Annotated in this window: 26 protein-coding genes; 15 read left to right on the top strand and 11 right to left on the bottom strand. The window is 74.0% G+C overall.

What is annotated here, in order from left to right:
- Window positions 1-80 precede the first annotated feature (80 nt).
- The 6 genes from BJ983_RS20830 to BJ983_RS20850 all read left to right on the top strand — a co-directional run bounded on the left by BJ983_RS20830 (window position 81) and on the right by BJ983_RS20850 (window position 2,729).
- The gene (locus tag BJ983_RS20830; protein ID WP_179795564.1) at window positions 81-527 is read left to right on the top strand and encodes a TlpA family protein disulfide reductase; all 447 of its coding nucleotides are present in this window, start codon (window positions 81-83) and stop codon (window positions 525-527) included.
- A gap of 33 nt (window positions 528-560) precedes the next feature.
- Window positions 561-644 carry a putative leader peptide gene (locus BJ983_RS32740; protein ID WP_372460379.1) on the top strand — a complete coding sequence of 28 codons (84 nt, stop codon included), beginning with the start codon at window positions 561-563 and terminating at the stop codon, window positions 642-644.
- 117 nt (window positions 645-761) lie between these two features.
- The gene (locus tag BJ983_RS20835; RefSeq protein ID WP_179795565.1) at window positions 762-1,604 is read left to right on the top strand and encodes a sulfurtransferase; all 843 of its coding nucleotides are present in this window, start codon (window positions 762-764) and stop codon (window positions 1,602-1,604) included.
- Window positions 1,604-1,903, top strand: coding sequence for a DUF1416 domain-containing protein (locus BJ983_RS20840; RefSeq protein WP_179795566.1), 300 nt, complete (start codon window positions 1,604-1,606; stop codon window positions 1,901-1,903). The genes BJ983_RS20835 and BJ983_RS20840 overlap by 1 nt, the downstream gene beginning before the upstream one ends.
- A 50-nt stretch (window positions 1,904-1,953) precedes the next feature.
- Window positions 1,954-2,103: a hypothetical protein gene (locus BJ983_RS20845; protein ID WP_179795567.1), complete on the top strand. Its 150-nt coding sequence runs from the start codon at window positions 1,954-1,956 to the stop codon at window positions 2,101-2,103.
- The gene (locus BJ983_RS20850) at window positions 2,100-2,729 is read left to right on the top strand and encodes a heme-binding beta-barrel domain-containing protein (RefSeq protein ID WP_179795568.1); all 630 of its coding nucleotides are present in this window, start codon (window positions 2,100-2,102) and stop codon (window positions 2,727-2,729) included. The genes BJ983_RS20845 and BJ983_RS20850 overlap by 4 nt, the downstream gene beginning before the upstream one ends.
- Before the next feature lie 112 nt (window positions 2,730-2,841).
- On the opposite strand, the gene BJ983_RS20855 is transcribed toward BJ983_RS20850, so the two are convergent.
- Together BJ983_RS20855 and BJ983_RS20860 are read right to left on the bottom strand one after the other, a co-directional pair.
- Entirely contained in the window at window positions 2,842-3,219 is a 378-nt protein-coding gene (locus BJ983_RS20855) for a hypothetical protein (protein WP_179795569.1), read from the bottom strand.
- Window positions 3,220-3,255: 36 nt separating this feature from the next.
- The gene (locus tag BJ983_RS20860) at window positions 3,256-3,909 is read right to left on the bottom strand and encodes a hypothetical protein (RefSeq protein ID WP_179795570.1); all 654 of its coding nucleotides are present in this window, start codon (window positions 3,907-3,909) and stop codon (window positions 3,256-3,258) included.
- Between the two features lie 150 nt (window positions 3,910-4,059).
- On the opposite strand from BJ983_RS20860, the gene BJ983_RS20865 reads away from it, so the two are divergent.
- The 4 genes from BJ983_RS20865 (at window position 4,060) to BJ983_RS20880 (ending at window position 7,246) form a co-directional block, all read left to right on the top strand.
- Window positions 4,060-4,491 carry a Fur family transcriptional regulator gene (locus tag BJ983_RS20865; RefSeq protein WP_179795571.1) on the top strand — a complete coding sequence of 144 codons (432 nt, stop codon included), beginning with the start codon at window positions 4,060-4,062 and terminating at the stop codon, window positions 4,489-4,491.
- Entirely contained in the window at window positions 4,488-5,636 is a 1,149-nt protein-coding gene (gene ygfZ, locus BJ983_RS20870; RefSeq protein WP_179795572.1) for a CAF17-like 4Fe-4S cluster assembly/insertion protein YgfZ, read from the top strand. The genes BJ983_RS20865 and ygfZ overlap by 4 nt, the downstream gene beginning before the upstream one ends.
- Complete coding sequence (locus tag BJ983_RS20875; protein WP_179795573.1) at window positions 5,633-6,574, top strand: threonine ammonia-lyase; 942 nt, start codon at window positions 5,633-5,635, stop codon at window positions 6,572-6,574. The genes ygfZ and BJ983_RS20875 overlap by 4 nt, the downstream gene beginning before the upstream one ends.
- Before the next feature lie 102 nt (window positions 6,575-6,676).
- A complete protein-coding gene (locus BJ983_RS20880) occupies window positions 6,677-7,246 on the top strand; it encodes an RsiG family protein (protein ID WP_179795574.1) in 570 nt (189 codons plus the stop codon).
- Between the two features lie 57 nt (window positions 7,247-7,303).
- Here the strand turns inward: BJ983_RS20880 and BJ983_RS20885 are convergent, their stop codons facing one another.
- Window positions 7,304-8,227: a DUF8083 family protein gene (locus BJ983_RS20885; protein ID WP_179795575.1), complete on the bottom strand. Its 924-nt coding sequence runs from the start codon at window positions 8,225-8,227 to the stop codon at window positions 7,304-7,306.
- A 136-nt stretch (window positions 8,228-8,363) separates the two neighbouring features.
- Between BJ983_RS20885 and BJ983_RS20890 the strand changes: the two genes are divergently transcribed.
- Together BJ983_RS20890 and BJ983_RS20895 are read left to right on the top strand one after the other, a co-directional pair.
- Window positions 8,364-8,552 (top strand): DUF3073 domain-containing protein, encoded by a 189-nt coding sequence (locus BJ983_RS20890; RefSeq protein WP_179795576.1) that lies wholly within the window; start codon window positions 8,364-8,366, stop codon window positions 8,550-8,552.
- Between the two features lie 132 nt (window positions 8,553-8,684).
- Complete coding sequence (locus tag BJ983_RS20895) at window positions 8,685-8,903, top strand: hypervirulence associated TUDOR domain-containing protein (protein ID WP_179795577.1); 219 nt, start codon at window positions 8,685-8,687, stop codon at window positions 8,901-8,903.
- A gap of 215 nt (window positions 8,904-9,118) precedes the next feature.
- Here BJ983_RS20895 and purM read toward each other — a convergent pair whose 3' ends face one another.
- From purM to BJ983_RS20920, 5 genes are all read right to left on the bottom strand, one after another.
- A complete protein-coding gene (gene purM, locus BJ983_RS20900) occupies window positions 9,119-10,180 on the bottom strand; it encodes a phosphoribosylformylglycinamidine cyclo-ligase (protein ID WP_179795578.1) in 1,062 nt (353 codons plus the stop codon).
- Window positions 10,177-11,796 carry an amidophosphoribosyltransferase gene (purF, locus tag BJ983_RS20905; protein WP_179795579.1) on the bottom strand — a complete coding sequence of 540 codons (1,620 nt, stop codon included), beginning with the start codon at window positions 11,794-11,796 and terminating at the stop codon, window positions 10,177-10,179. The genes purM and purF overlap by 4 nt, the downstream gene beginning before the upstream one ends.
- Window positions 11,797-11,905: 109 nt before the next feature.
- The gene (locus BJ983_RS20910; protein ID WP_179795580.1) at window positions 11,906-14,077 is read right to left on the bottom strand and encodes an EAL domain-containing protein; all 2,172 of its coding nucleotides are present in this window, start codon (window positions 14,075-14,077) and stop codon (window positions 11,906-11,908) included.
- Window positions 14,070-14,864: an SAM-dependent methyltransferase gene (locus BJ983_RS20915; RefSeq protein WP_179795581.1), complete on the bottom strand. Its 795-nt coding sequence runs from the start codon at window positions 14,862-14,864 to the stop codon at window positions 14,070-14,072. Before BJ983_RS20915 ends, BJ983_RS20910 begins: the two co-directional genes overlap by 8 nt.
- 91 nt (window positions 14,865-14,955) lie before the next feature.
- Window positions 14,956-15,345: a sterol carrier family protein gene (locus BJ983_RS20920; RefSeq protein WP_179795582.1), complete on the bottom strand. Its 390-nt coding sequence runs from the start codon at window positions 15,343-15,345 to the stop codon at window positions 14,956-14,958.
- Between the two features lie 116 nt (window positions 15,346-15,461).
- On the opposite strand from BJ983_RS20920, the gene BJ983_RS20925 reads away from it, so the two are divergent.
- Window positions 15,462-16,133 (top strand): GDSL-type esterase/lipase family protein, encoded by a 672-nt coding sequence (locus tag BJ983_RS20925; RefSeq protein ID WP_179795583.1) that lies wholly within the window; start codon window positions 15,462-15,464, stop codon window positions 16,131-16,133.
- Between the two features lie 97 nt (window positions 16,134-16,230).
- Here the strand turns inward: BJ983_RS20925 and purL are convergent, their stop codons facing one another.
- The gene (gene purL, locus BJ983_RS20930; protein ID WP_179798077.1) at window positions 16,231-18,534 is read right to left on the bottom strand and encodes a phosphoribosylformylglycinamidine synthase subunit PurL; all 2,304 of its coding nucleotides are present in this window, start codon (window positions 18,532-18,534) and stop codon (window positions 16,231-16,233) included.
- Between the two features lie 277 nt (window positions 18,535-18,811).
- On the opposite strand from purL, the gene BJ983_RS20935 reads away from it, so the two are divergent.
- The gene (locus BJ983_RS20935; RefSeq protein ID WP_179795584.1) at window positions 18,812-19,375 is read left to right on the top strand and encodes a hypothetical protein; all 564 of its coding nucleotides are present in this window, start codon (window positions 18,812-18,814) and stop codon (window positions 19,373-19,375) included.
- Here BJ983_RS20935 and purQ read toward each other — a convergent pair.
- Both purQ and purS read right to left on the bottom strand, forming a co-directional pair.
- Window positions 19,359-20,036, bottom strand: a complete 678-nt coding sequence (gene purQ, locus BJ983_RS20940; RefSeq protein ID WP_179795585.1) for a phosphoribosylformylglycinamidine synthase subunit PurQ — start codon at window positions 20,034-20,036, stop codon at window positions 19,359-19,361. The genes BJ983_RS20935 and purQ overlap by 17 nt on opposite strands.
- A complete protein-coding gene (gene purS, locus BJ983_RS20945; RefSeq protein ID WP_179795586.1) occupies window positions 20,033-20,278 on the bottom strand; it encodes a phosphoribosylformylglycinamidine synthase subunit PurS in 246 nt (81 codons plus the stop codon). Before purS ends, purQ begins: the two co-directional genes overlap by 4 nt.
- 52 nt (window positions 20,279-20,330) lie before the next feature.
- Here purS and BJ983_RS20950 point away from each other — a divergent pair, with 52 nt between their 5' ends.
- Entirely contained in the window at window positions 20,331-20,990 is a 660-nt protein-coding gene (locus BJ983_RS20950; RefSeq protein WP_179795587.1) for an MBL fold metallo-hydrolase, read from the top strand.
- Window positions 20,991-21,008: the final 18 nt, after the last annotated feature.

Consider the following 21,008-nt stretch of genomic DNA (forward strand, 5'->3'; position numbering starts at 1 on the left):
GGCGCCGGAGCGGTACGCCTACCGTGGTGCCGGGCGTGGACGGGCGGGTCCGCGGCCGCGGTCGGAGAGGGGATCTGCGCATGACGGCGGCCGTCGTCACCCTGGTGGTGATCCTCGCGCTCGGCGCGGTCGTGCTCGCGGTCGGCCTGCTGCTGCGCCGCCGTCGTCCGGCGGCGCCCGCCGCGAGCGAGGGCAGCATCCCCGCCCCCCGGCTGCCCGCCGACCTGACCGCCCGCGACGGCGGGCTGGTGCTCCTGCAGATCTCCTCGGCGTTCTGCACCCACTGCCGCGACACGCGCAGCGTGCTCACCGACGTGGCCGCCGAGCTGCCCGGCCTGGTGCACCGCGACGTCGACCTCGCCAACCGGCCCGAGCTGGTCCGCCTCCTCGGCGTCGCCCGCACCCCCACGACCCTGCTGGTGGACGGCCGCGGCCACGAACTGCTCCGGGTCGACGGCGTGCCGCGCCGGGCGGCGCTGGTCACCGCGATCGCGCCCCACCTCGGTCGGTCCGCCGGACACGGGTGACCTCGACGGGGACCTGTGGGTAACGTGGCGTCCGTGGACGAAGGCCTGACCCGACGACGCGCAGTGGACCTGTGCCGCGTCGACAGCAGCCTGTGTCCGGGCGCCCGTCGCGCCTGAGGTCCTCCTCTCCTGCTCCGCCGAGTCCGCGGAGCGTCCGGCGCGACGTCTCTCGAACGAGTCAACCGAGGGCGGCGCCGTGCGGGTGCCGTCCCATCCCCGCACGAGGAGTCATTCATGAGCCGCCAGGACGCCCTGGTCACCGCCGACTGGGCCGAGGAGAACCTCGATGCGCCCGGTGTGGTGTTCGTCGAGGTCGACGAGGACACCAGCGCCTACGAGGGCGGGCACATCCCCGGTGCCGTCCGGATCGACTGGAAGACCGAGCTGCAGGACCAGGTTCGCCGCGACTTCGTGGACAAGGCCGGCTTCGAGGCGCTGCTCTCCTCCAAGGGCATCTCGAACGACGACACCGTGGTGCTCTACGGCGGCAACAACAACTGGTTCGCCGCCTACGCCTACTGGTACTTCAAGCTCTACGGCCACACCGACGTGAAGCTGCTCGACGGTGGCCGCAAGAAGTGGGAGCTCGACGGCCGCAAGCTCGACACCGCGGTGCCCGAGCGCCCGAAGACGTCCTACACCGCGCAGGAGCAGGACCTCTCGATCCGCGCCTTCCGCGACGAGGCGGTCGACGCCATCGGCACGAAGAACCTGGTCGACGTCCGCTCGCCCGACGAGTTCTCCGGCAAGCTGCTCGCGCCGGCGCACCTCCCGCAGGAGCAGGCGCAGCGCGGCGGCCACATCCCCTCGGCGCTCAACGTGCCGTGGTCGAAGGCCGCGAACGAGGACGGCACCTTCAAGTCCGACGACGAGCTCCGGAAGCTCTACGAGGAGCAGGGGCTCGACTCGTCGCGGCCCACGATCGCCTACTGCCGCATCGGCGAGCGGTCGTCGCACACCTGGTTCGCCCTGCACGAGCTGCTCGGCGAGTCGGACGTCAAGAACTACGACGGGTCGTGGACCGAGTACGGCTCGCTCGTGGGCGTGCCGGTCGAGACCGGGGATGGGAAGTCCTGATGTGCGGAGCTCCTGAGCAGACGGCCGAGATTCCGGCCGGGGTCGACCTCACCAAGGAGTCGGTGCTGGTCGGCAAGGTGACCAACGGCGGGTCGCCGGTGGGCGGGGCCTACGTGCGCCTGCTCGACGGCACCGGCGAGTTCACGGCCGAGGTCGTCTCCTCGGCGACCGGCGACTACCGCTTCTTCGCGGCGCCGGGCAGCTGGACCGTGCGCGCGCTCTCGCGCTCGGGCAACGGCCAGTCCGACGTGGCGGTGCAGGGCCCCGGGCTCTACACGACCGAGGTGTCGGTGGGCTGATTCCACCACCGACGTCAGGACACCCGTCCCGCCCCTGCCGGGTGGGGCGGGTGTTCGTCGTTAGGGTGGTCGGCGTGGCCTGGGTCTACACGGTCCTCCTCGCCGCGACCAGCGCCGGGATCCTCTCCTACGCGCTCGTCCTGACGAGGCGGCTCTTCCGCGACGAAGCTCCCCGCGATCTCTCCGGGGGTGCCTCGTGAGCGAGCCCGAGGGACTGGCGGGCAACGAGGCGATCCGGGCCGCCGAGGAGCGGGCGGAGCACACGCGGGGCGAGAACCGGCCGCAGTGGACCGACCTCCCGATCCCGGACGACACGGCGAACCTCCGCCTCGGCCCGGACCTGAACGACGCCCTCCTCCCGGTCCTGCCCCTCGTCGGGGTCTGGCGTGGCGGCGGCGAGGTGGTCTACCCGACGATCGACGGGCCCTTCCACTTCGGCCAGCAGATCACCGTCGCCCACGACGGCCGGCCCTTCCTGTCCTGGGAGGCCCGCGCCTGGCTGCTGGACGGCCCGGGCGGCGCGGTCGTGCGCCCGGCCGCGCGCGAGACCGGGTTCTGGCGGCCGCAGTCCGACGGCACGATCGAGCTGCTGCTGGCCCACGCCACCGGCATCGTCGAGATCTTCTACGGCTCCGCGCGGACGCAGACGTCGTGGGAGCTGTCCACCGACGCCACCGTGCGCACCGCGACCGCCCAGGACGTCCAGGGCGCCAACCGGCTCTACGGCATCGTCGAGGGCGACCTGTTCTACGTCGAGGAGCGGGCGATGATGGGCCAGGAGATGCAGCCGCACACCTCGGCCCGCCTCCAGCGCATCGTCGGGTAGATCCTTCCCGACGGCGGGTGCGGCCCTGGCCGTGCGGAACGAACGACCCGTTCGTGCAGCCAGACGCCACGAACGCGTTCGTCCCGGACGACGGGTGGCTCCCGACGGCGGGTCAGCTGGGCTCGAGCACCCCGAGCCGCGTGGCGACCACGTCCCCGAGCTCGGCCACGTCGATCCCGGTCACCCGGGCGACCGCGGGTGCCGCGACCCCGGCCTGCAGCAGCGCGATCGCGGTCGCGCACGGCTCGTCGTCGCGCGCCAGGGCCGCGAGGGCCGCGTCGGGGTCGGTGACCAGCGCCGCCAGCAGACGCCGCGACCTGTCGTCAGGAAGAACCCGGCGTGCCTGACGAGCCCGCCGCCGCGCGCGGAAGGCCGCGACCGCGGCGAGGAGCAGCAGGACGACGGCGACCCCGAAGAGCACCGCCGCTCCGACGATCCACGCCTGCGGCTCGCGCGACCACGACCCCAGCTGTTCCGACCAGTCCCCCATGGCGACGCAGCGTACCTGCGCCACCACGGAGAGCGATCAGTTCTCGGCGGCGAGGTCCGAGGTGTCCTCGATGGACTGCGGTGGCGCCTGCCACGGCGGACCACCGGGCGGCGGGTACGGCGGCGGGCCGTACGGGCGACGCGGGGGGCCGCCCCAGGGCCTCGACGGACGGCCGGAGTTGGCCACCAGGTCGTCGAGGTGGCCCTTGACCTTCACGAGCTCGTCGAACACCGCGTCGCGCTGGGACCGCAGGTCGGCCAGCGCCGCGCGCGACTCGGCGTGCTCGGCGAGCAGCGACTCGGCGGCCTTGCTGCGCACGAGGGCGGCCTCCTGCTCGGCCGCCTGCAGGATGCCGCGCAGGCGTTCGTTGAAGGCACCGACCTGGTCGGGGTCCTGGGGCGCGGCCGCGGGTGCCGGGGCGCCGGGCGAGCCCTCCTGCAGCGTCGCCGCGAGCTCCCGGCGGGGCGCGGGCGGCGGCTCGGGGGTCCGGCGTCGCTCGCGGACGGCGAGCTGGGCCCGCAGCTGCGCCACCATGCGGCGCAGCCCGGCCACGTGCTCGTCGACCTGGGCCCGGTCGTACCCGCGGAGCACCACGTCGAAGTGCGGCCCGTCCGCCTCCTCCGGTGCGTCCGGCAGGTCCAGGTAGTGCTCGGCGTCGGGGGGAGTCCGACCCCGCTCACCCGTCGTCATACATCACCTCGTCACGTCGCCCGGTCCCGTGTGTGACCGGGCGCCACCCGATCGTAAGGATCGATCCGGAACGGTGCGAGACGCCGAACGGCGGCCGAGGGCCGGAACCAGCTCCGCCCCCGGCGTGTCGCGGCGGCCTACCATCGTGGCGTGGACACCGAACTTCGGCAGACGCTGCACCGCCGCGGCCTGCGGATGACCCCACAACGCCAGCTCGTGCTCGACGCCGTGTCCGAGCTGGGGCACGCCACCCCGGAGGCCATCTGCACCAAGGTGCAGGAGATCGCCCCCGCGGTGAACATCACCACGATCTACCGCACGCTCGACCTGCTCGAGCAGCTCGGGATCGTGCGCCACACCCATCTCGGCCACGGCGCGCCGACCTACGCCACCGGCGAGCACGAGCACGTCCACCTCGTGTGTCACCGCTGCGGCACCGTCGACGAGGTCGACGCCGGTCTGCTCGACGATCTGGCCGAGGTCCTCGCGACGCGGACCGGGTTCGCCCTGGACCCGACGCACGTGGCGCTGTCCGGGCTGTGCTCGCGGTGCGAGTCGTCGGACTCGGAGGCAGAGGTATGAGTCGTTCCCCCTTGCTCGACACCCCCGGCGCGATCGGCCATCCCGACGGCGAGGACGCCCGCTCGGACGCCGAGGTCGCCTCGCACTTCGGCGACCCGTTCGCCGAACAGCGCGCCGCCACCCGCCGCGCGGTGGTCGTCGACCGCTCGCACCGCGGGCTCGTCGTCGTCACCGGCGCGGACCGGCTGAGCTGGCTGCACCTGCTCGTCTCCCAGCAGGTCGCCGACCTGCCCGAGGGCGCCGGCACCGAGGGCCTCGTGCTCGACGTGCAGGGCCGGGTGGAGCACCACGCGGTGCTGAGCCATGTGACCGGGACGAGCGCAGCGACGGGGGAGGCGGAGCCGGCGGTCTGGCTCGACGTCGAGCCCGGCACCGCCGAGGCGCTCGCGGCCTACCTGTCGTCGATGACCTTCTGGTCGAAGGTCGAGGTCCGGGACGCCACCGCCGAGTACGCGATGCTGTCGCTCGTCGGGCCGGACACCACGGAGGTCCTGACGGCGGGCGGGGTCGAGCTGCCGTCGTCCGACGCCGGACCGCTGTCCGGGGGCGGCATCGTCCGCCGCAAGGACTGGCCGGCCGACGCCGTCGACCTGATCGTCCCCCGCGACGCGCTGCGCGACTGGTGGGACCGGCTGCGCGGGGCGGGCGCCACCCCGGCCGGCCTGGACGCCTTCGAGGCGCTCCGGGTGGCCTCGCTGCGCCCGCGCCTCGGCGTCGACACCGACGAGCGCACCATCCCCCACGAGGTCGGCTGGATCGGGTCGGCGGTGCACCTGTCGAAGGGCTGCTACCGCGGGCAGGAGACCGTCTCGCGGGTGGCGAACCTCGGTCGGCCGCCCCGTCAGATGGTCCTGCTGCACCTCGCCTCCGGCGACGACGCGCTGCCCCCGCCCGGGACGCCCGTGCTCACCGCCGAGGGCGGCCGGGCGGTCGGACGCATCGGCACCGCCGTGCGCCACCACGAGCTGGGGTCGGTCGCCCTGGCGCTGGTGAAGCGCTCGGCCGTGGTCGGCGGTTCCGAGCTGTGGGTGGCCGACGACCGTGACGAGGGCGTGCCCGGACCGGCGACGGTCGACCCCGACTCGGTGCCCCCGGACACCGGCGAGCCCCCGGGGCGGGCGGCCGTCCGACGGCTGCAGGGATGACCACCTCGGTCTCCCTGGTCTCCCGGGCCGACGTCGAGGCGGCCGCGGCGATCCTCGACGGGGTCGCCGTGCACACCGCGCTCGAGCCCCTGGCCGCCGTGCCGGGGCTGCGCCTCAAGCGCGAGGACACCCAGCCGGTCGGGGCCTTCAAGCTGCGGGGCGCGTTCCACGCGGCCTCGCGGCTCGACCCGGACGTCCGGGCCCGCGGGCTCGTGACCCACTCCAGCGGCAACCACGGACGCGCCCTGGCCTGGACGGCGGCCCGCCTCGGGGTGCCGTGCACGGTCGTGGTCCCCGACGACGCCGTGGCCGCCAAGGTCGAGGCCATGGCCGCCCTCGGCGCCCGCCTCGTCCCGGTGTCGCCGGCCGACCGGGCCGCCCGCGCGGAGGAGATCGTGGCGGAGACGGGCGGAGCGCTCGTCCCGCCGTTCGACCACCCGCACGTGATCGCCGGACAGGGGACGGTCGGTCTGGAGCTGCTCGGCGAGGACGTGGACCGCGTCCTCGTGCCGGTGGGCGGCGGTGGGCTGATCTCCGGGATCGCGGCCGCCCTCGCGGACAGTGGCATCCCCGTCGTCGGGGTGGAGCCGGCGCTGGCGGGGGACGCGGCGGCCTCCGTGCGGGCCGGTGAGCTCGTCGCCTGGCCCGCGGCCGACGTGGCCCGCACCGCCGCCGACGGCCTGCGCGCGCAGCGACTCGGCGAGCTTCCCTGGCGGCACGTGTCGGCCCTCGTCGAGGACGTGGTGACCGTCGACGAGGACGCCATCGCGGCCGCGGCCCGGCTGCTGCACGCCGCCGGGGTCCCCGCCGAGGCCAGCGGGGCGGTGGCGACGGCCGGGGCGCTGACCCACCCCGCGCTCGTGGGTGGCCGCACCGTCGCGGTCGTGAGCGGCCGCAACGCCGACCCCGCGTGGGTCGCGCGTGTGCTCGCCGCCTGAGCCGGGGTCGGGACGACCGGCGCCCGCGCAGCGATGCCCGGTCGACGCCCGTCGGGCCCCGACGGGTGACATCGAACGGGTGGGTCGGTCACCATGGAGCACATGATCGAGTTCCGGCAGGGTGGTCGGCGGCGCCTCGACCGCGTCCTCGACCCCGGGTTCCTCGCCGCGATCGGTGACCGCTCGCTCGACGAGCTGCGCGAGATGCGCGACGACGCCGCCCAGGAGGAGACCGACCTGTCCTACCTGCGCCGGCTGCTCCACGCGCGCATCGACATCGTGCGCTTCGAGGAGCACCGGCGCGCCGGGACGGGGTCCTCCGAGGAGCCCTCCGTCGTCGACGCCCTGCCCCGCATCCTCGCCGACAACGCGATCGGGCCGGCCGCCGGCCGCGGGCGCCACCACACGGTGCAGCCGTCGCGGGCCGAGTCCCACCGCCGCCACGTCGAGGCCCTCCTGGCCGACACGGGGCTCTCCGACGTCGCGTCCCTCTCCGACGCCGAGCTGACCGAGTCCGCCGAGGCCTACGCGGCCGAGGAGGCGTCGGTGTCCGACCACCGGATCCGCGTGCAGCAGGTCATGGACGCGTGCAACGACGAGATCGGGCGCCGCTACCGCACCGGCTCCGCCAGCATCGACGAGCTGCTGCGCCGGGAGCGCGAAGGTGCCTGACGGCATGTGAGCACTTTCGGTCGTCATAGCGACCGAAAGTGCTCACGTGCGAAGCACCTAGTTCGCGCGCTCCCGGATGGCCCGGCTCGCCCAGAAGTCGCGCAGCCGGCGGTAGCTCTCCATCGCCTTCTCGGCGTCGCCCTCACGCAGGGCGTCCAGCGCGGCCGTGACGTCCTCCGCGGAGGTGTCCGCCGCCAGCGTCTCGTCGTCGACGAGCTGGACGAGCCCGCCGTAGTCCAGCTCCACGACCGAGCCGGCGTCGAAGTGCCGCAGCCAGCGCGCCGTGTCCCGCAGGACCTCCGCCGGCCCGCCCTCGCCGAGGGTCGAACTCAGCAGCTCGGCCGCGGAATCGGCGCGCGCCAGCGCGTCCGCCATGGACACCCGCCAGTAGCAGCGCCGCCGGAGCCCCGGCCCGTCCGCGGTCGCCGGGTCGTCGTGCGCGAGCACCAGGACGCGGTCGGTGGCCTCCACGAGCACGAACCACGGCAGCGGCACCGTCCAGGTGGCCGACACGATGTGCGTGGCGCCCTCGCCGAGCTCCGCCACCACCGCCTCCGCCCGCGACCGCACGGCGGACTCCTCGTGGTGCAGCGCGGCGGTCCGCAGCACGGGCGACTCGGTGGACAGGAAGCCCACCAGCGCCGCCGCCGCCCGCGGGCGGGTGTCGAGCGGGCACACGAGCGTGGTGGGGCCGAACCGCGGCGTGGGCGAGCCCTCCTCGGCGGCCGGGGCGTCCGCCCCGTCGGCCAGCAGGACGTCGACCGGACCCTCCGAGGCGGTCCCGTCGGCCCGCTCGCCGGGCAGCAACCGGACCGGGACGCCCAGCTGTGCCCGGAGACACACGTCCCGTTCGCGGGCACCCACCCGGGTGACGGGGATCGCTCCGCGCGCCAGTCCGGCCCGCACACGCTGGGCCAACGGCCCCGGGAGCGCCCCCAGCGGCTCGTAGACGCGGAGGTAGCAGACGAAGGGGGCGGGCACGGGCGCGATGGTGCCACGTCACGTCGCACCCCGGTTCGGACACACGCTATGCTCGTGACACGAGCATTGCTATGAGATGAGGGGGGCCGCCGGTCTGACCGGCCGCCCCCCGCCCTGTTCGAGGGGGTCATTGCCCATGGGACGCGGAAGAGCCAAGGCGAAGCAGACGAAGGTCGCTCGCGAGCTCAAGTACAGCTCCCCCAGCACCGACTTCGACGCCCTGCAGAGGGAGTTGGCCAGCGGGGACCCGTTCGCGCGGCACACGGTCGACGAGGACGACCAAGTGGACTCCCGCTACTCCGAGTACAGCTACGACGAGCGCTGATACCTCGGACGGGTCTTCCCCGCCGCGCTTCACCGCTCCGTACCGGGGGCATCCCGCCCCGTCGAGTCACCCCGTGCCAGGGGCGACGACGGGTCGTGATGCCGCACGTCCCGATGCGGAGGGGAGAGCGCGATGACGAAGGCCTTCAGCAAGGGCGACCAGGTGAAGTGGAACTGGGGCAACGGTGAAGGTGAGGCCCAGGTCGACGAGGTGCACACGGAGCGCGTCGAGCGTCAGATCGACGGCAAGAAGCAGACGCGCAACGGCACGGACGACAACCCGGCCTACGTGTTGAAGCAGGACGACGGTCAGCGGGTCCTCAAGCTCCACAGCGAGCTGAAGAGCGACTGACCCGTCCCGCCGACGACGGGTCCGGCGCGGACCCGTCGTCCGGACCGTCGGCGGCATCCGTGCGGTGCACGCCGGGCATAGTCTGCTGCTCGGCGGGCAGCCTCATGCCACCCCTCGTGGACGGCCCACGCGGCCGCTCCACCGCGAGATGCACAGCAGGCAGGTCCCGGCGTACCGGAACCTGCCTGACGTGGACCTCGCGGCGGGCGTGACCCTCAGAAGCGCGGGTGGTCGCCGTACAGCGTCGCGCCGGGGATCTCCCCGCGGACGACCTCGCCCAGCACCCACGCGGGCACGTGCTTGGCGGTGAGGACGGCGAGGGCGCGGTCGACGTCGTCGGGCGGCACGATCGCCACCATCCCGACACCCATGTTGAACGTCGCCTCCATCTCGGCGCGCTCCACCCGGCCACGGCCCGCGATCAGCTTGAAGACCGGGGCCGGGTTCCACGTGGTGCGGTCGAGGTCGGCGTGCAGGCCCTTGGGGATCACCCGGGCCAGGTTCGCCGTCAGGCCGCCGCCGGTGATGTGGGCGAAGGTGCGGACGTCGGTCTCGGCCGCGAGCGCCAGGCAGTCCCGCGCGTAGATGCGGGTCGGCACGAGGAGCTCCTCGCCCAGGGTGTGCCCGAACTCCTCGACGTGGCCGTCGAGCGACATCCGGCCGATGTCGAGCAGCACCCGGCGGGCCAGCGAGTAGCCGTTGGAGTGCAGCCCCGAGGCCGCCATCGCGATGACCTGGTCGCCGGCGCGCACCCGCTCCGGGCCCAGCACGCGGTCGGCCTCGACGACGCCGACCCCGGTGGCCGAGAGGTCGTAGTGGTGCGGCTCCATGACGCCGGGGTGCTCCGCGGTCTCGCCGCCGAGCAGGGCGCAGCCCGCGATCCGGCAGCCCTCCGCGATCCCCGAGACGATGGCCTCGACCTTGGCGGGGTCGACCTTGCCGATCGCGAGGTAGTCCTGGAGGAACAGCGGCTCGGCCCCGCACACGACGAGGTCGTCGACGACCATCGCGACCAGGTCGAGGCCCACGGTGTCGTGCTTGTCCGCGGCCTGCGCGACGGCGATCTTCGTCCCGACGCCGTCGGTGGAGGCCGCGAGCAGGGGCTCGGTGTACTTGCCCGTCTTGAGCGCGAACAGCCCGGCGAAGCCCCCGATGCCGCCCCGCACCTCGGGACGGCGGGTGGCGGCGGCGAGCGGCTTGATCAGGTCGACGGCGCGGTCACCCGCGGCGACGTCGACCCCGGCCTCGGCGTAGCTGGCTCCCGGTCCGCGGGTCACGGGCGCGAGAGGGCGTCCTCGGCGCCGTAGGCGGGGGTGGAGCGCGAGAGCGGGAGACGCACCGGGGCGCCCGACCCGTCGGCGGCACTCGGCACGGGGACCCCGGCGCGGGTGCCGTTCTGGTGGACGACGTTGCCCGGGTCGCCGCAGGCGGTGCCCGCGACGTCCTCGAGCAGGTGCTTGCCCACCATGGCCTCCTCGGGCAGGGGGATCGGGTACTCGCCGGAGAAGCAGGCCGTGCACAGCCGCGAGCGGGGCTGCTCGGTGGCCGCGATGAGGCCCTCCGAGGACACGTAGCCGAGGCTGTCGGCGCCTACCGAACGCCGGATGCCCTCGTTGTCCAGGCCGTTCGCGATCAGCTCCGCCCGCGAGGCGAAGTCGATGCCGTAGAAGCAGGGCCAGCGCACGGGCGGCGACGCGATGCGGACGTGCACCTCGACGGCGCCCGCCTCGCGCAGCATGCGGACCAGCGAGCGCTGCGTGTTGCCGCGGACGATCGAGTCGTCCACGACCACGAGCCGCTTGCCCCGGATGACCTCGCGCAACGGGTTGAGCTTGAGCCGGATGCCGAGCTGGCGGATCGTCTGCGAGGGCTGGATGAAGGTGCGCCCCACGTAGGCGTTCTTCACCAGGCCCATGCCGTAGGGGATGCCGGAGGCCTCGGCGTACCCGACCGCCGCCGGCGTGCCGGACTCCGGCACCGGGATGACGAGGTCGGCCTCGGCCGGGTGCTCCTGCGCGAGCTTGCGCCCGATCTCCACGCGCGTGGAGTGCACGCCGCGGCCGGCGATCGAGGTGTCGGGCCGGGCCAGGTAGACGTACTCGAAGACGCAGCCCTTGGGCTCCGGCGCCGCGAACCGCGACGAGCGCAGCCCGTCGGCGTCGATGGCGATCAGCTCACCGGGCTCGACCTCGCGGACGAACGACGCGCCGACGATGTCCAGCGCGGCGGTCTCGGAGGCGACCACCCAGCCGCGGTCGAGCCGGCCGAGCACCAGGGGACGCACCCCGTGCCGGTCGCGGGCCGCGTAGAGGGTCGTCTCGTCGCAGAAGGCGAGGCTGAAGGCGCCGCGGAGGTCGGGCAGCAGGCGCAGGGCCGCCTCCTCCACCCCGAGGTCGGCGGCCGACTCGGCGAGCAGGCCGGTGACCACGTCGGAGTCGGTCGTGGCCGTCACCCGACCGCGCGAGGGCATCGGGTCGGCGCGGCGCGCGACGAGCTCCGCGGTGTTGACCAGGTTGCCGTTGTGGCCGAGCGCGATACCGGTGCCCGCGCTCGTCGTCGTGAAGGTCGGCTGGGCGTTCTCCCAGGTCGACGAGCCCGTCGTCGAGTACCGGGTGTGGCCGACGGCCATGTGCCCGCGCAGCGAGGACAGCGTCTGCTCGTCGAAGACCTGGCTGACCAGCCCCAGGTCCTTGAACACCACGATCTGGCGACCGTCGGACACGGCGATGCCCGCCGCCTCCTGACCGCGGTGCTGCAGGGCGAAGAGGCCGAAGTAGGTGAGCTTCGCGACCTCCTCGCCGGGAGCCCACACGCCGAACACCCCGCACTCCTCGTGCGGGACGTCGTCCTGGGGTGTTGCTGACGCCGATGGACCGGGATCGGCTTCGACCACCGAGGGGCTCCTCGAGACGGGGGCGGGACGCGGCCCCCAGGGTACGTGGGTCGGGAGCCCCTGCGGAGTCGCGCTGACAACACCTCGGACGCGGAACCGCCCCGGAACCTCAGGAAACGGACGAAGCGAACGCGTCCTCGGGACCGGGCCAGGACCTGACGTCGGGATGGGCGAGGATCTCCCGGATGTCCTCGCGGGGCAGCGCGGCCGCGAAGTGCCAGCCCTGACCCTCGTCGCACCCGAGCCGGCGGAGCCGGCCGGCCTGCGCCCCGGTCTCGACGCCCTCGGCGCACACGGTCATCCCGAGCGCGTGCCCGAGGTCGACCAACGTGCCGACGATCCGCTCGTCGACGGTGTTGGTGACCTCCTCGTCGCGCAGCCGCTCTCCGAAGGAGCCGTCGAGCTTGATGACGTCGACGGGCAGCTTGCGCAGGTAGGACAGGTTCGAGTAGCCGGTGCCGAAGTCGTCGATGGCGATCTTGACGCCGAGCTCGCGCAGGCCGTCGAGAGCCTTCAGCGGGGCGCCCTCGTCGGTGGTCAGCGCGCGCTCGGTGAGCTCGATCTGCAGCAGGCGCGGCGGGAGGCCGGTGTCGGCGAGCACCTGCTCGACCTCGCCGAGCAGGGCCGGCTCGTGCAGCTGGCGCGGCGCGACGTTGACCGAGACGAACGGCGCGGCGTCCCCGAACTCGTCGTACCAGCAGCGGGCGTCGCGGCAGGCCCGCGCGAGGACCCAGTGCCCGAGCGCGACGATGGCGCCGGTCTCCTCGGCGAGCCCGATGAACCGGCCCGGTCCGAGCACCCCGAGCTGCGGGTGGTGCCAGCGCACGAGGGCCTCGACACCGCGCATGCCGTGGTCGCCCATGGCGACGAGCGGCTGGTAGAGCACGAAGAACTCCTCGCGCTCGATCGCCGCGGGCATCGCCGCCGAGAGCGCGAACCGGGTGATCTCGGCCTCGTCGCGGCTGGGGTCGTGCAGCGCCCAGCGGCCCCGGCCGTCGGCCTTCGCCGAGTACAGCGTGATGTCGGCGGCCCGCATGAGCTCCGAGGAGTCCCCGCCCACCACGGGGCGCTCGACGATGCCGATGCTCGCGGTGACGGCGAGCTCCTGCCCGGCCAGTTCCAACGGGGCGGCGATGGCCGCGAGGATGCGTTCGGCCAGCGAGATGAGCTGCTCGACCCCGCGCGAGTTCTCCACGAGCACCACGAACTCGTCGCCGCCCATGCGGGCGACCAGCTCGCCGTCGGTCGCCTGGTCGGCGAGCCGCTGCGCGACCTCCTTCAGCATGAGGTCGCCGACGTCGTGCCCGAGGGAGTCGTTGACCGCCTTGAACCCGTCGAGGTCGAGGAAGCAGAGCCCGACGCGCCGGGCCGAGCCCGGCGCCGTCGTCGTGAAGATGTGCTCGACGCGGTCGGCGAACAACGCGCGGTTGGGCAGCGTGGTCAACGTGTCGTGGAAGGCCTGGTACTCCAGGTGGGACTGGAGCTCGTGCCGCTCGGTGACGTCCTCGAGCATCGCGACCTGGTAGGCGGGGCGCCCGCGCTCGTCGCGCACCAGCGAGAGCGTCAGGTTGCAGATGATCTCCTCGCCGTCCTTGCGGTAGAACCGCTTCTCGATGCAGAAGTTGTCGAGCTCGCCGGCGAGCAGCCGCTCGTAGAGCACCCAGACCGACGGCAGGTCCTCCGGGTGGGCCAGCTCGCCCACCGTGCGCCGGCGCATCTCCTGCGCGGTGTAGCCGAACATCTGGGTCAGCGCCGGGTTCACCTCGACGATCCGCCCGTGCATGTCACCCAGGCCGATCCCGATGGCGGCCTCGTAGAACATCGCCCGGAAGCGGGCCTCGCTCGCGTGCAGGGCCTGCTCGGTCTGGTGGCGCGCGACGATCACGGCACGGCGGATCGCCTCCTGCTCGTCGAGCGTGCGGTCGCGCAGTGTCGTGGCGTAGCCGGCCGCCAGCGCGCCGACCAGGGCGAGGGCGTCGTCGCGCCGGTCCTCGCCGAGCAGCTCGGGCAGCCGCCGGCCCAGCAGCATGAGGGTGCGTTCGACGGTGGACGGGCCGGTGAAGTGCGCCTGGACGAGCCGGCGTCCGGCCTCGTGGCCGACGGCGGTGCGGACCGGGCGGGACCGCAGCGCCGACACGAGGTCGGCGGTGATCTCGGTGAGGTACTCGACGAGCTCGTCGGAACCCATGGGGACGTAGCTGGTGCCCTCGACCTCGACCGCCCACTCCTGGGCGAGGACGTCGACGACGGGGGTGTCGGAGCGCGGGCGGATCTCAGTCACGGCGACCCACACCCGCGTAGCCGGGCACCGGGGCACCCTCGGTCGGGGAATCGGGCCGCCAGTCCACCAGGGGCACGAGGCCGGGGTCGACGAGTTCGAAGCCGTCGAAGAACCGCAGCACCTCGGCGTGAGGCCGCATCGACATCGGCGTCGCGGTGCGGCGGTAGAGCGCGACGTGCCCGTCGGCGTGGCTCCCGGCGTCGTCGGCCGACGCGTGGCTCAGGACGAGGACACTGCCGGGTGCCAGCCGCTCGCGGTAGCGGGCGAGGGCCTCGGCCGGGCGGCGGTCGTCGCCGACGAAGTGCAGCAGCGCCACCACGAGCAGGGCGACCGGGCGGTCGAGGTCGAGGACCTCGCGGGTGACCGGGTCGTCGAGCACCTCGTCGACGTCGCAGAGGTCGGCGTGCACCACCCCGGTCCCGGGCACGCCCTCGAGCAGCGCGACGGAGTGGGCGACCGCGACGGGGTCGACGTCGACGTACACCACCCGCGCGTCGGGGGCGTCGGCGCGCGCGACGTCGTGCACGTTGCCGACGGTGGGGATCCCGGACCCGACGTCCAGGAACTGGTCGAGGCCCTGCCCGACGCACCAGCGCACTGCGCGGCGCAGGAAGGCGCGGTTGCTCCGCATGATCCGGGGCAGGTCGGGCCAGTCGGCGACGGCCCGCTGCGCCATCTCGCGGTCGACGGCGAAGTTGTGGCTGCCGCCCAGGTAGTAGTCGTAGACGCGCGCGGCACTGGGGCGGTCGATGTCGACCTCCTGCGGTGCCCACGCCGGTCGCGTCACGTCGTCACCATCCCCCGTCGAGGCGAGCATACGGACCACGGCACGCCCGCGGTCGGCCTCGCCCACCCGGACGGTGCTCCCCCGAGCCCGGTCACGACGCGTCGACCAGCGGGAGCCAGTCGGCCACGCGTCCGGCGCGGTGCCCGGAGGCCGACACGGCGCCCGACGCGACGGCCGCGTCGAAGTCGAGCCGCCCGAGCGCGAGGGCACACCACGTCCGCGGGTCGGTCTCGACCACGTTGGGTGGTGTCCCACGGGTGTGTCGGGGGCCATCGACGCAGTGTACTGCTCCGAATGGAGGTACGCGGACCTCGACGCTGCGACCGGGCGCGACCTGTTCGAGAACCGCGAGCGACAACCGGACGGCCGCCGCCCGGTCGGGTCGGGGCGGCACGGGCGCGTCCGGCTCGTCCACCCAGTCGACGACGGTGAGGAGGGCGGCGCGGACCTCGGCGGGGTCGGGAGGGCGGCGGCTCGGCATCGTGTGTGAATGTAGGCGCCGTGGGCGGGGAGACGAAGCGCAGCGGAGCTCGACCGTCGAGGCGGGAGACGAAGCGGAGCTCGACCCCGGGGACGACGCGGGGCCGAGCTCGACCGGTGGTGGTGGTCCGCCGGGTGCTCGGGGTCCTGCTCCTCGCGGTGCTCGCGGCGTGGGGCCGCGGCCTGGCCGCGGCGCAGACGATGGAGGCGGACCACGCCGCCTACTGGCGCCGTCGCCGGCGCTCCCCCGGCGAACTCACGCTGGTCGCGCTCGGCGACTCGCTCTCCCAGGGGCTCGGGTCGACCGACCCGTCGTCGTCCTGGGCGGGTCGGCTGGCGGCCGCGTGGGAGGAGCATTCCGGACGACCGGTGCGGGTGGTCGTCCTCGGGGTGGTCGGCGCGACCGCGGCGGACGTGCTGCGCGACCAGCTGCCGGAGATGCCGCCCGCGGACCTGGTCGCGCTCGGCATCGGGACCAACGACGCCGCCCAGGGTGTGACCCCCGAGCAGTACCGGGAGACGTTCTCGGCGTTGTGCGCCGCCCTGCCCGCCGGCTCCCTCGTCGCGGACGTCCCCGACCTGCAGCGGGGCCCGGTGCGCCGGGCCGGGCTCGAGCTCTCCGCCGTGGCCCGTGAGGTGCTCGCCGAGCACCCGCACCTGCGCCCGGTCGCGCTCGAGGCCGCGACGCACCGGATGTGGCCGTGGATGTTCGGCCCCGACCTCGCGCACCCGAACACGCTCGGCTACGCCCGGCACGGCGCGGCGTGGGTGGCGGCGCTGCCGGACTAGACGGCCCCGCCCGTGGCGGCCCCCGCCCTGTGGCAGGAAAGCGTCGTTGCCGTCACCGGACGACAGCAACGACGCTCCGCTGCCACAGGGGGAGGGGTCAGGCGTCGAGCACCGACGGCAGCGTCGCGGCGTGCGCGATGACGAGCTCGGCGACGTCGAGCGGGTCGACCCCGTCGATCGCGAGCACGTCGCCCCCGACCTCGCCGAGCCGGGCCGCGGGCTGCCCCGCCTCGACGCACAGGCGGGCGAGGTCGGCCTCGGCCCCGGCCGGCACCGAGACCAGCATCCGCGCGGCCGACTCCGAGAACAGCGCGGTCGCGGGGTCGAGCTCCCCGGGCGGCAGCGTCACGGCGGCGCCGATCCGGGAGTCGACGGCGCACTCGACCAGGGCCTGGGCGAGCCCGCCGTCGGACAGGTCGTGGGCGCCGGAGAAGAGGCCGCGTGCGGCGCCGTCGGCGAGGATCCCGGCGAGGCGGGCCTCGGCGGCGAGGTCGCAGCGGGGCGGGCGACCGCCGAGGTGGTCGTGTACGACCCCGGCCCAGGCCGATCCGTCGAGCTCGTCGGCGGTCTCGCCCAGCAGCCACACCGCGTCGCCCGGGGCACCGAAGCCGTGCGGCACCGTGCGGTGCACGTCGTCGACCAGCCCGAGGACCCCGACGACGGGGGTCGGGAGGATCGCCGTCGTCGCGGTCTGGTTGTAGAAGCTGACGTTGCCGCCGGTGACGGGGATGCCGAGCTCGGCGCAGGCCTGCGCGAGGCCGTCGACGGCCTCGGCGAACTGCCACATCACCGCCGGGTCCTCCGGCGAGCCGAAGTTCAGGCAGTCCGACACCGCGACCGGCCGCGCGCCCGAGGCGGCGACGTTGCGGACCGACTCGGCGAGCGCCAGCCGGGCGCCCTCCCGCGGGTCGAGCAGACAGAAGCGGGCGTTGCAGTCGATGGCCAGCGCGATCCCGCGGTCGCCGGACTCGTCGAGCCGCAGGACGCCGGCGTCGGCGGGGGTGGCGGCGGCGGTGTTCCCGCGGACGTAACGGTCGTACTGCTCGGTGACCCAGGCCCGCGAGGCGAGCTGCGGGGACGACGCGAGCGTCACGATCTGCTCGGCGAGCTCCGTCGGCGTGCCCGGGCGGGTCAGACCCGCCGTCGTGTCCGCCTGCAGCGCGTCCTGGGAGGCCGGGCGGGCGTAGGGGCGCTGGTAGACCGGACCGTCGTGGGCGACCGTGCGCGGCGGGACGTCGACGACGACCTCGCCCCCGGCGTGGATGCGCAGGTTCTCGCCGTCGGTGACCTCACCGATCACGCGGGCGGTGACGTCCCAGCGCTCGCAGACCGCCATGAACGCGTCGACGTTGTCCGGCGTGACGACCGCGCACATCCGCTCCTGGGACTCCGAGGAGAGGATCTCGGCCGGGGTCATGCCCTCGGCGCGCAGGTGCACCTGGTCGAGGTCGATCTCCATGCCGCCGTCGCCGGCGCTGGCCAGCTCGCTGGTCGCGCAGGACAGCCCGGCGCCGCCGAGGTCCTGGATCCCGACGACGAGCCCGGCCGAGTAGAGGTCGAGGCAGCACTCGATGAGGACCTTCTCGGCGAACGGGTCGCCCACCTGGACGCTCGGGAGCTTCTTGCGGCTCGGGGCCTGGGTGGGGTCGGAGGCGCCGAAGGTCTCGGAGGCGAGGACGGAGACGCCGCCGATGCCGTCGAGCCCGGTCCGCGCGCCGAAGAGCACGATCCTGTTGCCGACGCCGGAGGCGAAGGCCAGATGCAGGTCCTCGGTGCGCAGCACCCCGACGCACAGCGCGTTGACCAGGGGGTTGCCCGCGTAGGTGGGGTCGAAGACGACCTCGCCGCCCAGGTTGGGCAGGCCCAGGCAGTTGCCGTAGAAGCCGACGCCGGAGACGACGCCGGGCAGCACGCGGGCGGTGTCGGGGGCGTCGAGCGGGCCCACCCGCAGGCCGTCCATCACGGCGACGGGGCGCGCACCCATGGCCATGATGTCGCGGACGATGCCGCCCACGCCGGTCGCGGCGCCCTGGTGGGGCTCCACGTAGGAGGGGTGGTTGTGCGACTCGATCTTGAAGGTGACGGCCCAGCCGTCGCCCACGTCCACGACGCCCGCGTTCTCGCCGATGCCCGCGAGCAGGTGGCGGCGCATCTCGTCGGTGGTGGTCTCGCCGAAGCGGCGCAGGTGCACCTTCGAGGACTTGTAGGAGCAGTGCTCGGACCACATGACCGAGTACATGGCGAGCTCGGCGTCGGTGGGGCGCCTACCGAGGATCTCCCGGATGCGGGCGTACTCCTCGTCGCGCAGACCGAGCGCGGCGTAGGGCTGCTCGTGCTCCGGGGTCGCGGCGGCGTTCGCAACCGTGTCGAGGGGCGGGGAACCGGTGGCCTGGTCCTGCACAGTCACGTCGACGACCCTACTGACGCGCGGGCCCCGGCGCGGCGGGCGTGGCGGTGCCCACTGGTCCGGTGATCCAAACCGCCCACCTGACTGACAGCGGGCTTGATCATGTTCATTCGGTCACTCGTCGTACGTCACCGACCGCACAACCCGGTAGCGCTTCGTGTCCGTCGTTCGGGTGGCCGCTCACGGCCCGACTGCGACATCTCGGCGAGTCTGCCGCGTGGCGTGTCGCGCAATGACCGTGACTGTCGGACCCCCCGTTCATGATGTGCCCATGACCGCAGCTTCCGTGAGTGCTTCCGCACAGCGGGTCGCCGCCGTGCGGGCGCAGTGGGTCGCGCCGACGTCGCCCGACGTCGCCGCACCGGCCGCGCCCGTGCTCGCCACCGACGTGGCGGACGCCCCGCGCACCGACCCGTTGGCCGCCCTGTCCCTCGTGCTGGACCGTGAGCTCGTCGCGGTCCGCCGGCACCGGCTCGACGTCGAGGGCCGTGTCCCCGCCGGCGTCGCCCCCTACGTCGACCCGTCGCAGGGGATGCTCGAGTTCGTCTTCGCCGGCGCGGACGACGCGCCGATCGTCCTCGCCGTCGCGCCCGGGTCCCGCGGCGACACCGTCGTCCCGGTCCTCCCCGCGCCCTTCGACGACGAGGAGGGCATGCCGGTCGCCCGGCTCTCCCCGTTCGACGAGATCGTCGGTGACGCCCTCGAGGACGTCGACCGCGTGGTGTCGCACGTGGAGCGACCGGACGAGATGCGGGGCCTGGTCCTGCACCTCGGCGGACGGATGCTGATGATCTACGCCGACCTCTGGGAACTGCGCGTCACGCTGCTGCCGTGAGGCGGGTGAGCACCGAGCTGAAGAGCCCGAGGCCGTCCGCGCTCGGCCCGGTCAGCGGGTCGATGGCGTGCTCGGGGTGGGGCATGAGCCCCACGACGCGACCGTCGGTGGAGCAGACGCCGGCGATGTCGCGCAGGGCCCCGTTCGGTGCGGGCTCCGTGTAGCGGAACACCACCTGGCCCTCGCCCTCCAGCCGGTCGAGGGTCTCCGCGTCGGCCACGTAGCGGCCCTCACCCGACTTCAACGGCACGGTGATCGCCGAGCCGACCTCGAACGCGGAGGTCCAGGCGGTGTCGGCCTCGACCCGCAGCCGGATCTCGCGGCAGATGAAGCGCAACCCGGTGTTGCGGACGAGGGCGCCCGGGAGGAGGCCCGCCTCGCAGAGGATCTGGAAGCCGTTGCAGATGCCGAGCACCGGCAGGCCACGGCGGGCCGCGTCCACCACCGGCCCCATCACGGGCGAGCGGGCCGCGATGGCACCCGCGCGCAGGTAGTCGCCGTAGGAGAACCCGCCGGGCACCACCACCGCGTCGACCCCTTGGAGGTCGGTGTCGCGGTGCCACAGGGAGACGGCCTCGGCGCCCGCGTAGCGCACGGCGCGGGAGGCGTCGACGTCGTCGAGGGTGCCCGGGAAGGTGATGACCCCGATCCGCGCGCTCACTGCTGCCGGCCCTCCCGCCGCACGACCCACTCCTCCATCACCGGGTTCGCGAGCAGCGATTCGGCGATGCGCTCCAGCTCGGCGTCGCCCACCGAGTCGTCGACCTCGAGGACGAAGTGCTTGCCCTGCCGGACGTCGGCGACGCCGGACACACCGAGACGCCCCATCGCGCGGGCCACCGCCTGGCCCTGCGGATCGAGGATCTCGGCTTTGGGCAGGACGTCGACGATCACTCGTGCCACGCCGACCACCGTACCGGGTTGCCCGGCCGTGCCCCGGGGGAAGTCGGGGGTCGTGACCGCCACCGAACTCGTCCACCTCGGACACGCCTGCGTCGTCGTCGACACCGGATCCGCACGGGTCCTGCTCGACCCCGGGGTCTTCTCCGACGGCTGGCAGACCCTCGAGGGCCTCGACGCGATCCTCGTCACCCATCAGCACTTCGACCACCTCGACGTCGAGAAGCTGCCGGCCCTGCTCGCGCAGAACCCCGACGCCGAGCTGATCGTGGACGAGGGGACCGCCGGCGTGCTGCGCGAGCGCGGCATCGCCCACACCCGTCGCGAGCCCGGCGAGACCTTCACCGTCGCCGGCACGTCGATCGAGGTCGTCGGCGCCGAGCGCGGCGAGCACGCCGTGATCCACGCGGACATCCCCGTGATCCCGAACAACGGCTACGTGCTGCGGGCCGAGGGCTCCACCGTGATGCACCCGGGCGACGCGTACGTCCCGGCCCCGGCCGGCGTGGACGTGCTGCTGCTCCCGACCGGCGCGCCGTGGCTGAAGGTCTCCGAGGCCGTCGACTACCTCCGCGCCGTCGCCCCGCCGGTCGCCGTGCCGATCCACGAGGCGGTGCTCGCGAACCCCGACCTGCACTACGGCCTGTTCGACCAGCTCTCGCCGTCGGGAACGGACGTGCGCGTGCTGGCCCGGGGGGTGGCTGCCGCCATGTGAGCAGAAAGTGGGGTTATA

This window comes from Actinomycetospora corticicola (assembly GCF_013409505.1).
Classification (GTDB): domain Bacteria; phylum Actinomycetota; class Actinomycetes; order Mycobacteriales; family Pseudonocardiaceae; genus Actinomycetospora; species Actinomycetospora corticicola.

What these genes read in the sequence shown, in the direction of transcription:
- BJ983_RS20860 (WP_179795570.1), bottom strand. Translation starts at nt 3,909, where the DNA reads ATGACGACGGGTGAGCGGGGTCGGACTCCCCCCGACGCCGAGCACTAC.
- BJ983_RS20880 (WP_179795574.1), top strand. Translation starts at nt 6,677, where the DNA reads ATGATCGAGTTCCGGCAGGGTGGTCGGCGGCGCCTCGACCGCGTCCTC.
- BJ983_RS20835 (WP_179795565.1), top strand. Translation starts at nt 762, where the DNA reads ATGAGCCGCCAGGACGCCCTGGTCACCGCCGACTGGGCCGAGGAGAAC.
- BJ983_RS20890 (WP_179795576.1), top strand. Translation starts at nt 8,364, where the DNA reads ATGGGACGCGGAAGAGCCAAGGCGAAGCAGACGAAGGTCGCTCGCGAG.
- BJ983_RS20935 (WP_179795584.1), top strand. Translation starts at nt 18,812, where the DNA reads ATGACCGCAGCTTCCGTGAGTGCTTCCGCACAGCGGGTCGCCGCCGTG.
- BJ983_RS20920 (WP_179795582.1), bottom strand. Translation starts at nt 15,345, where the DNA reads ATGCCGAGCCGCCGCCCTCCCGACCCCGCCGAGGTCCGCGCCGCCCTC.
- ygfZ (WP_179795572.1), top strand. Translation starts at nt 4,488, where the DNA reads ATGAGTCGTTCCCCCTTGCTCGACACCCCCGGCGCGATCGGCCATCCC.
- BJ983_RS20840 (WP_179795566.1), top strand. Translation starts at nt 1,604, where the DNA reads ATGTGCGGAGCTCCTGAGCAGACGGCCGAGATTCCGGCCGGGGTCGAC.
- BJ983_RS20830 (WP_179795564.1), top strand. Translation starts at nt 81, where the DNA reads ATGACGGCGGCCGTCGTCACCCTGGTGGTGATCCTCGCGCTCGGCGCG.
- BJ983_RS20895 (WP_179795577.1), top strand. Translation starts at nt 8,685, where the DNA reads ATGACGAAGGCCTTCAGCAAGGGCGACCAGGTGAAGTGGAACTGGGGC.
- BJ983_RS20855 (WP_179795569.1), bottom strand. Translation starts at nt 3,219, where the DNA reads ATGGGGGACTGGTCGGAACAGCTGGGGTCGTGGTCGCGCGAGCCGCAG.
- BJ983_RS20875 (WP_179795573.1), top strand. Translation starts at nt 5,633, where the DNA reads ATGACCACCTCGGTCTCCCTGGTCTCCCGGGCCGACGTCGAGGCGGCC.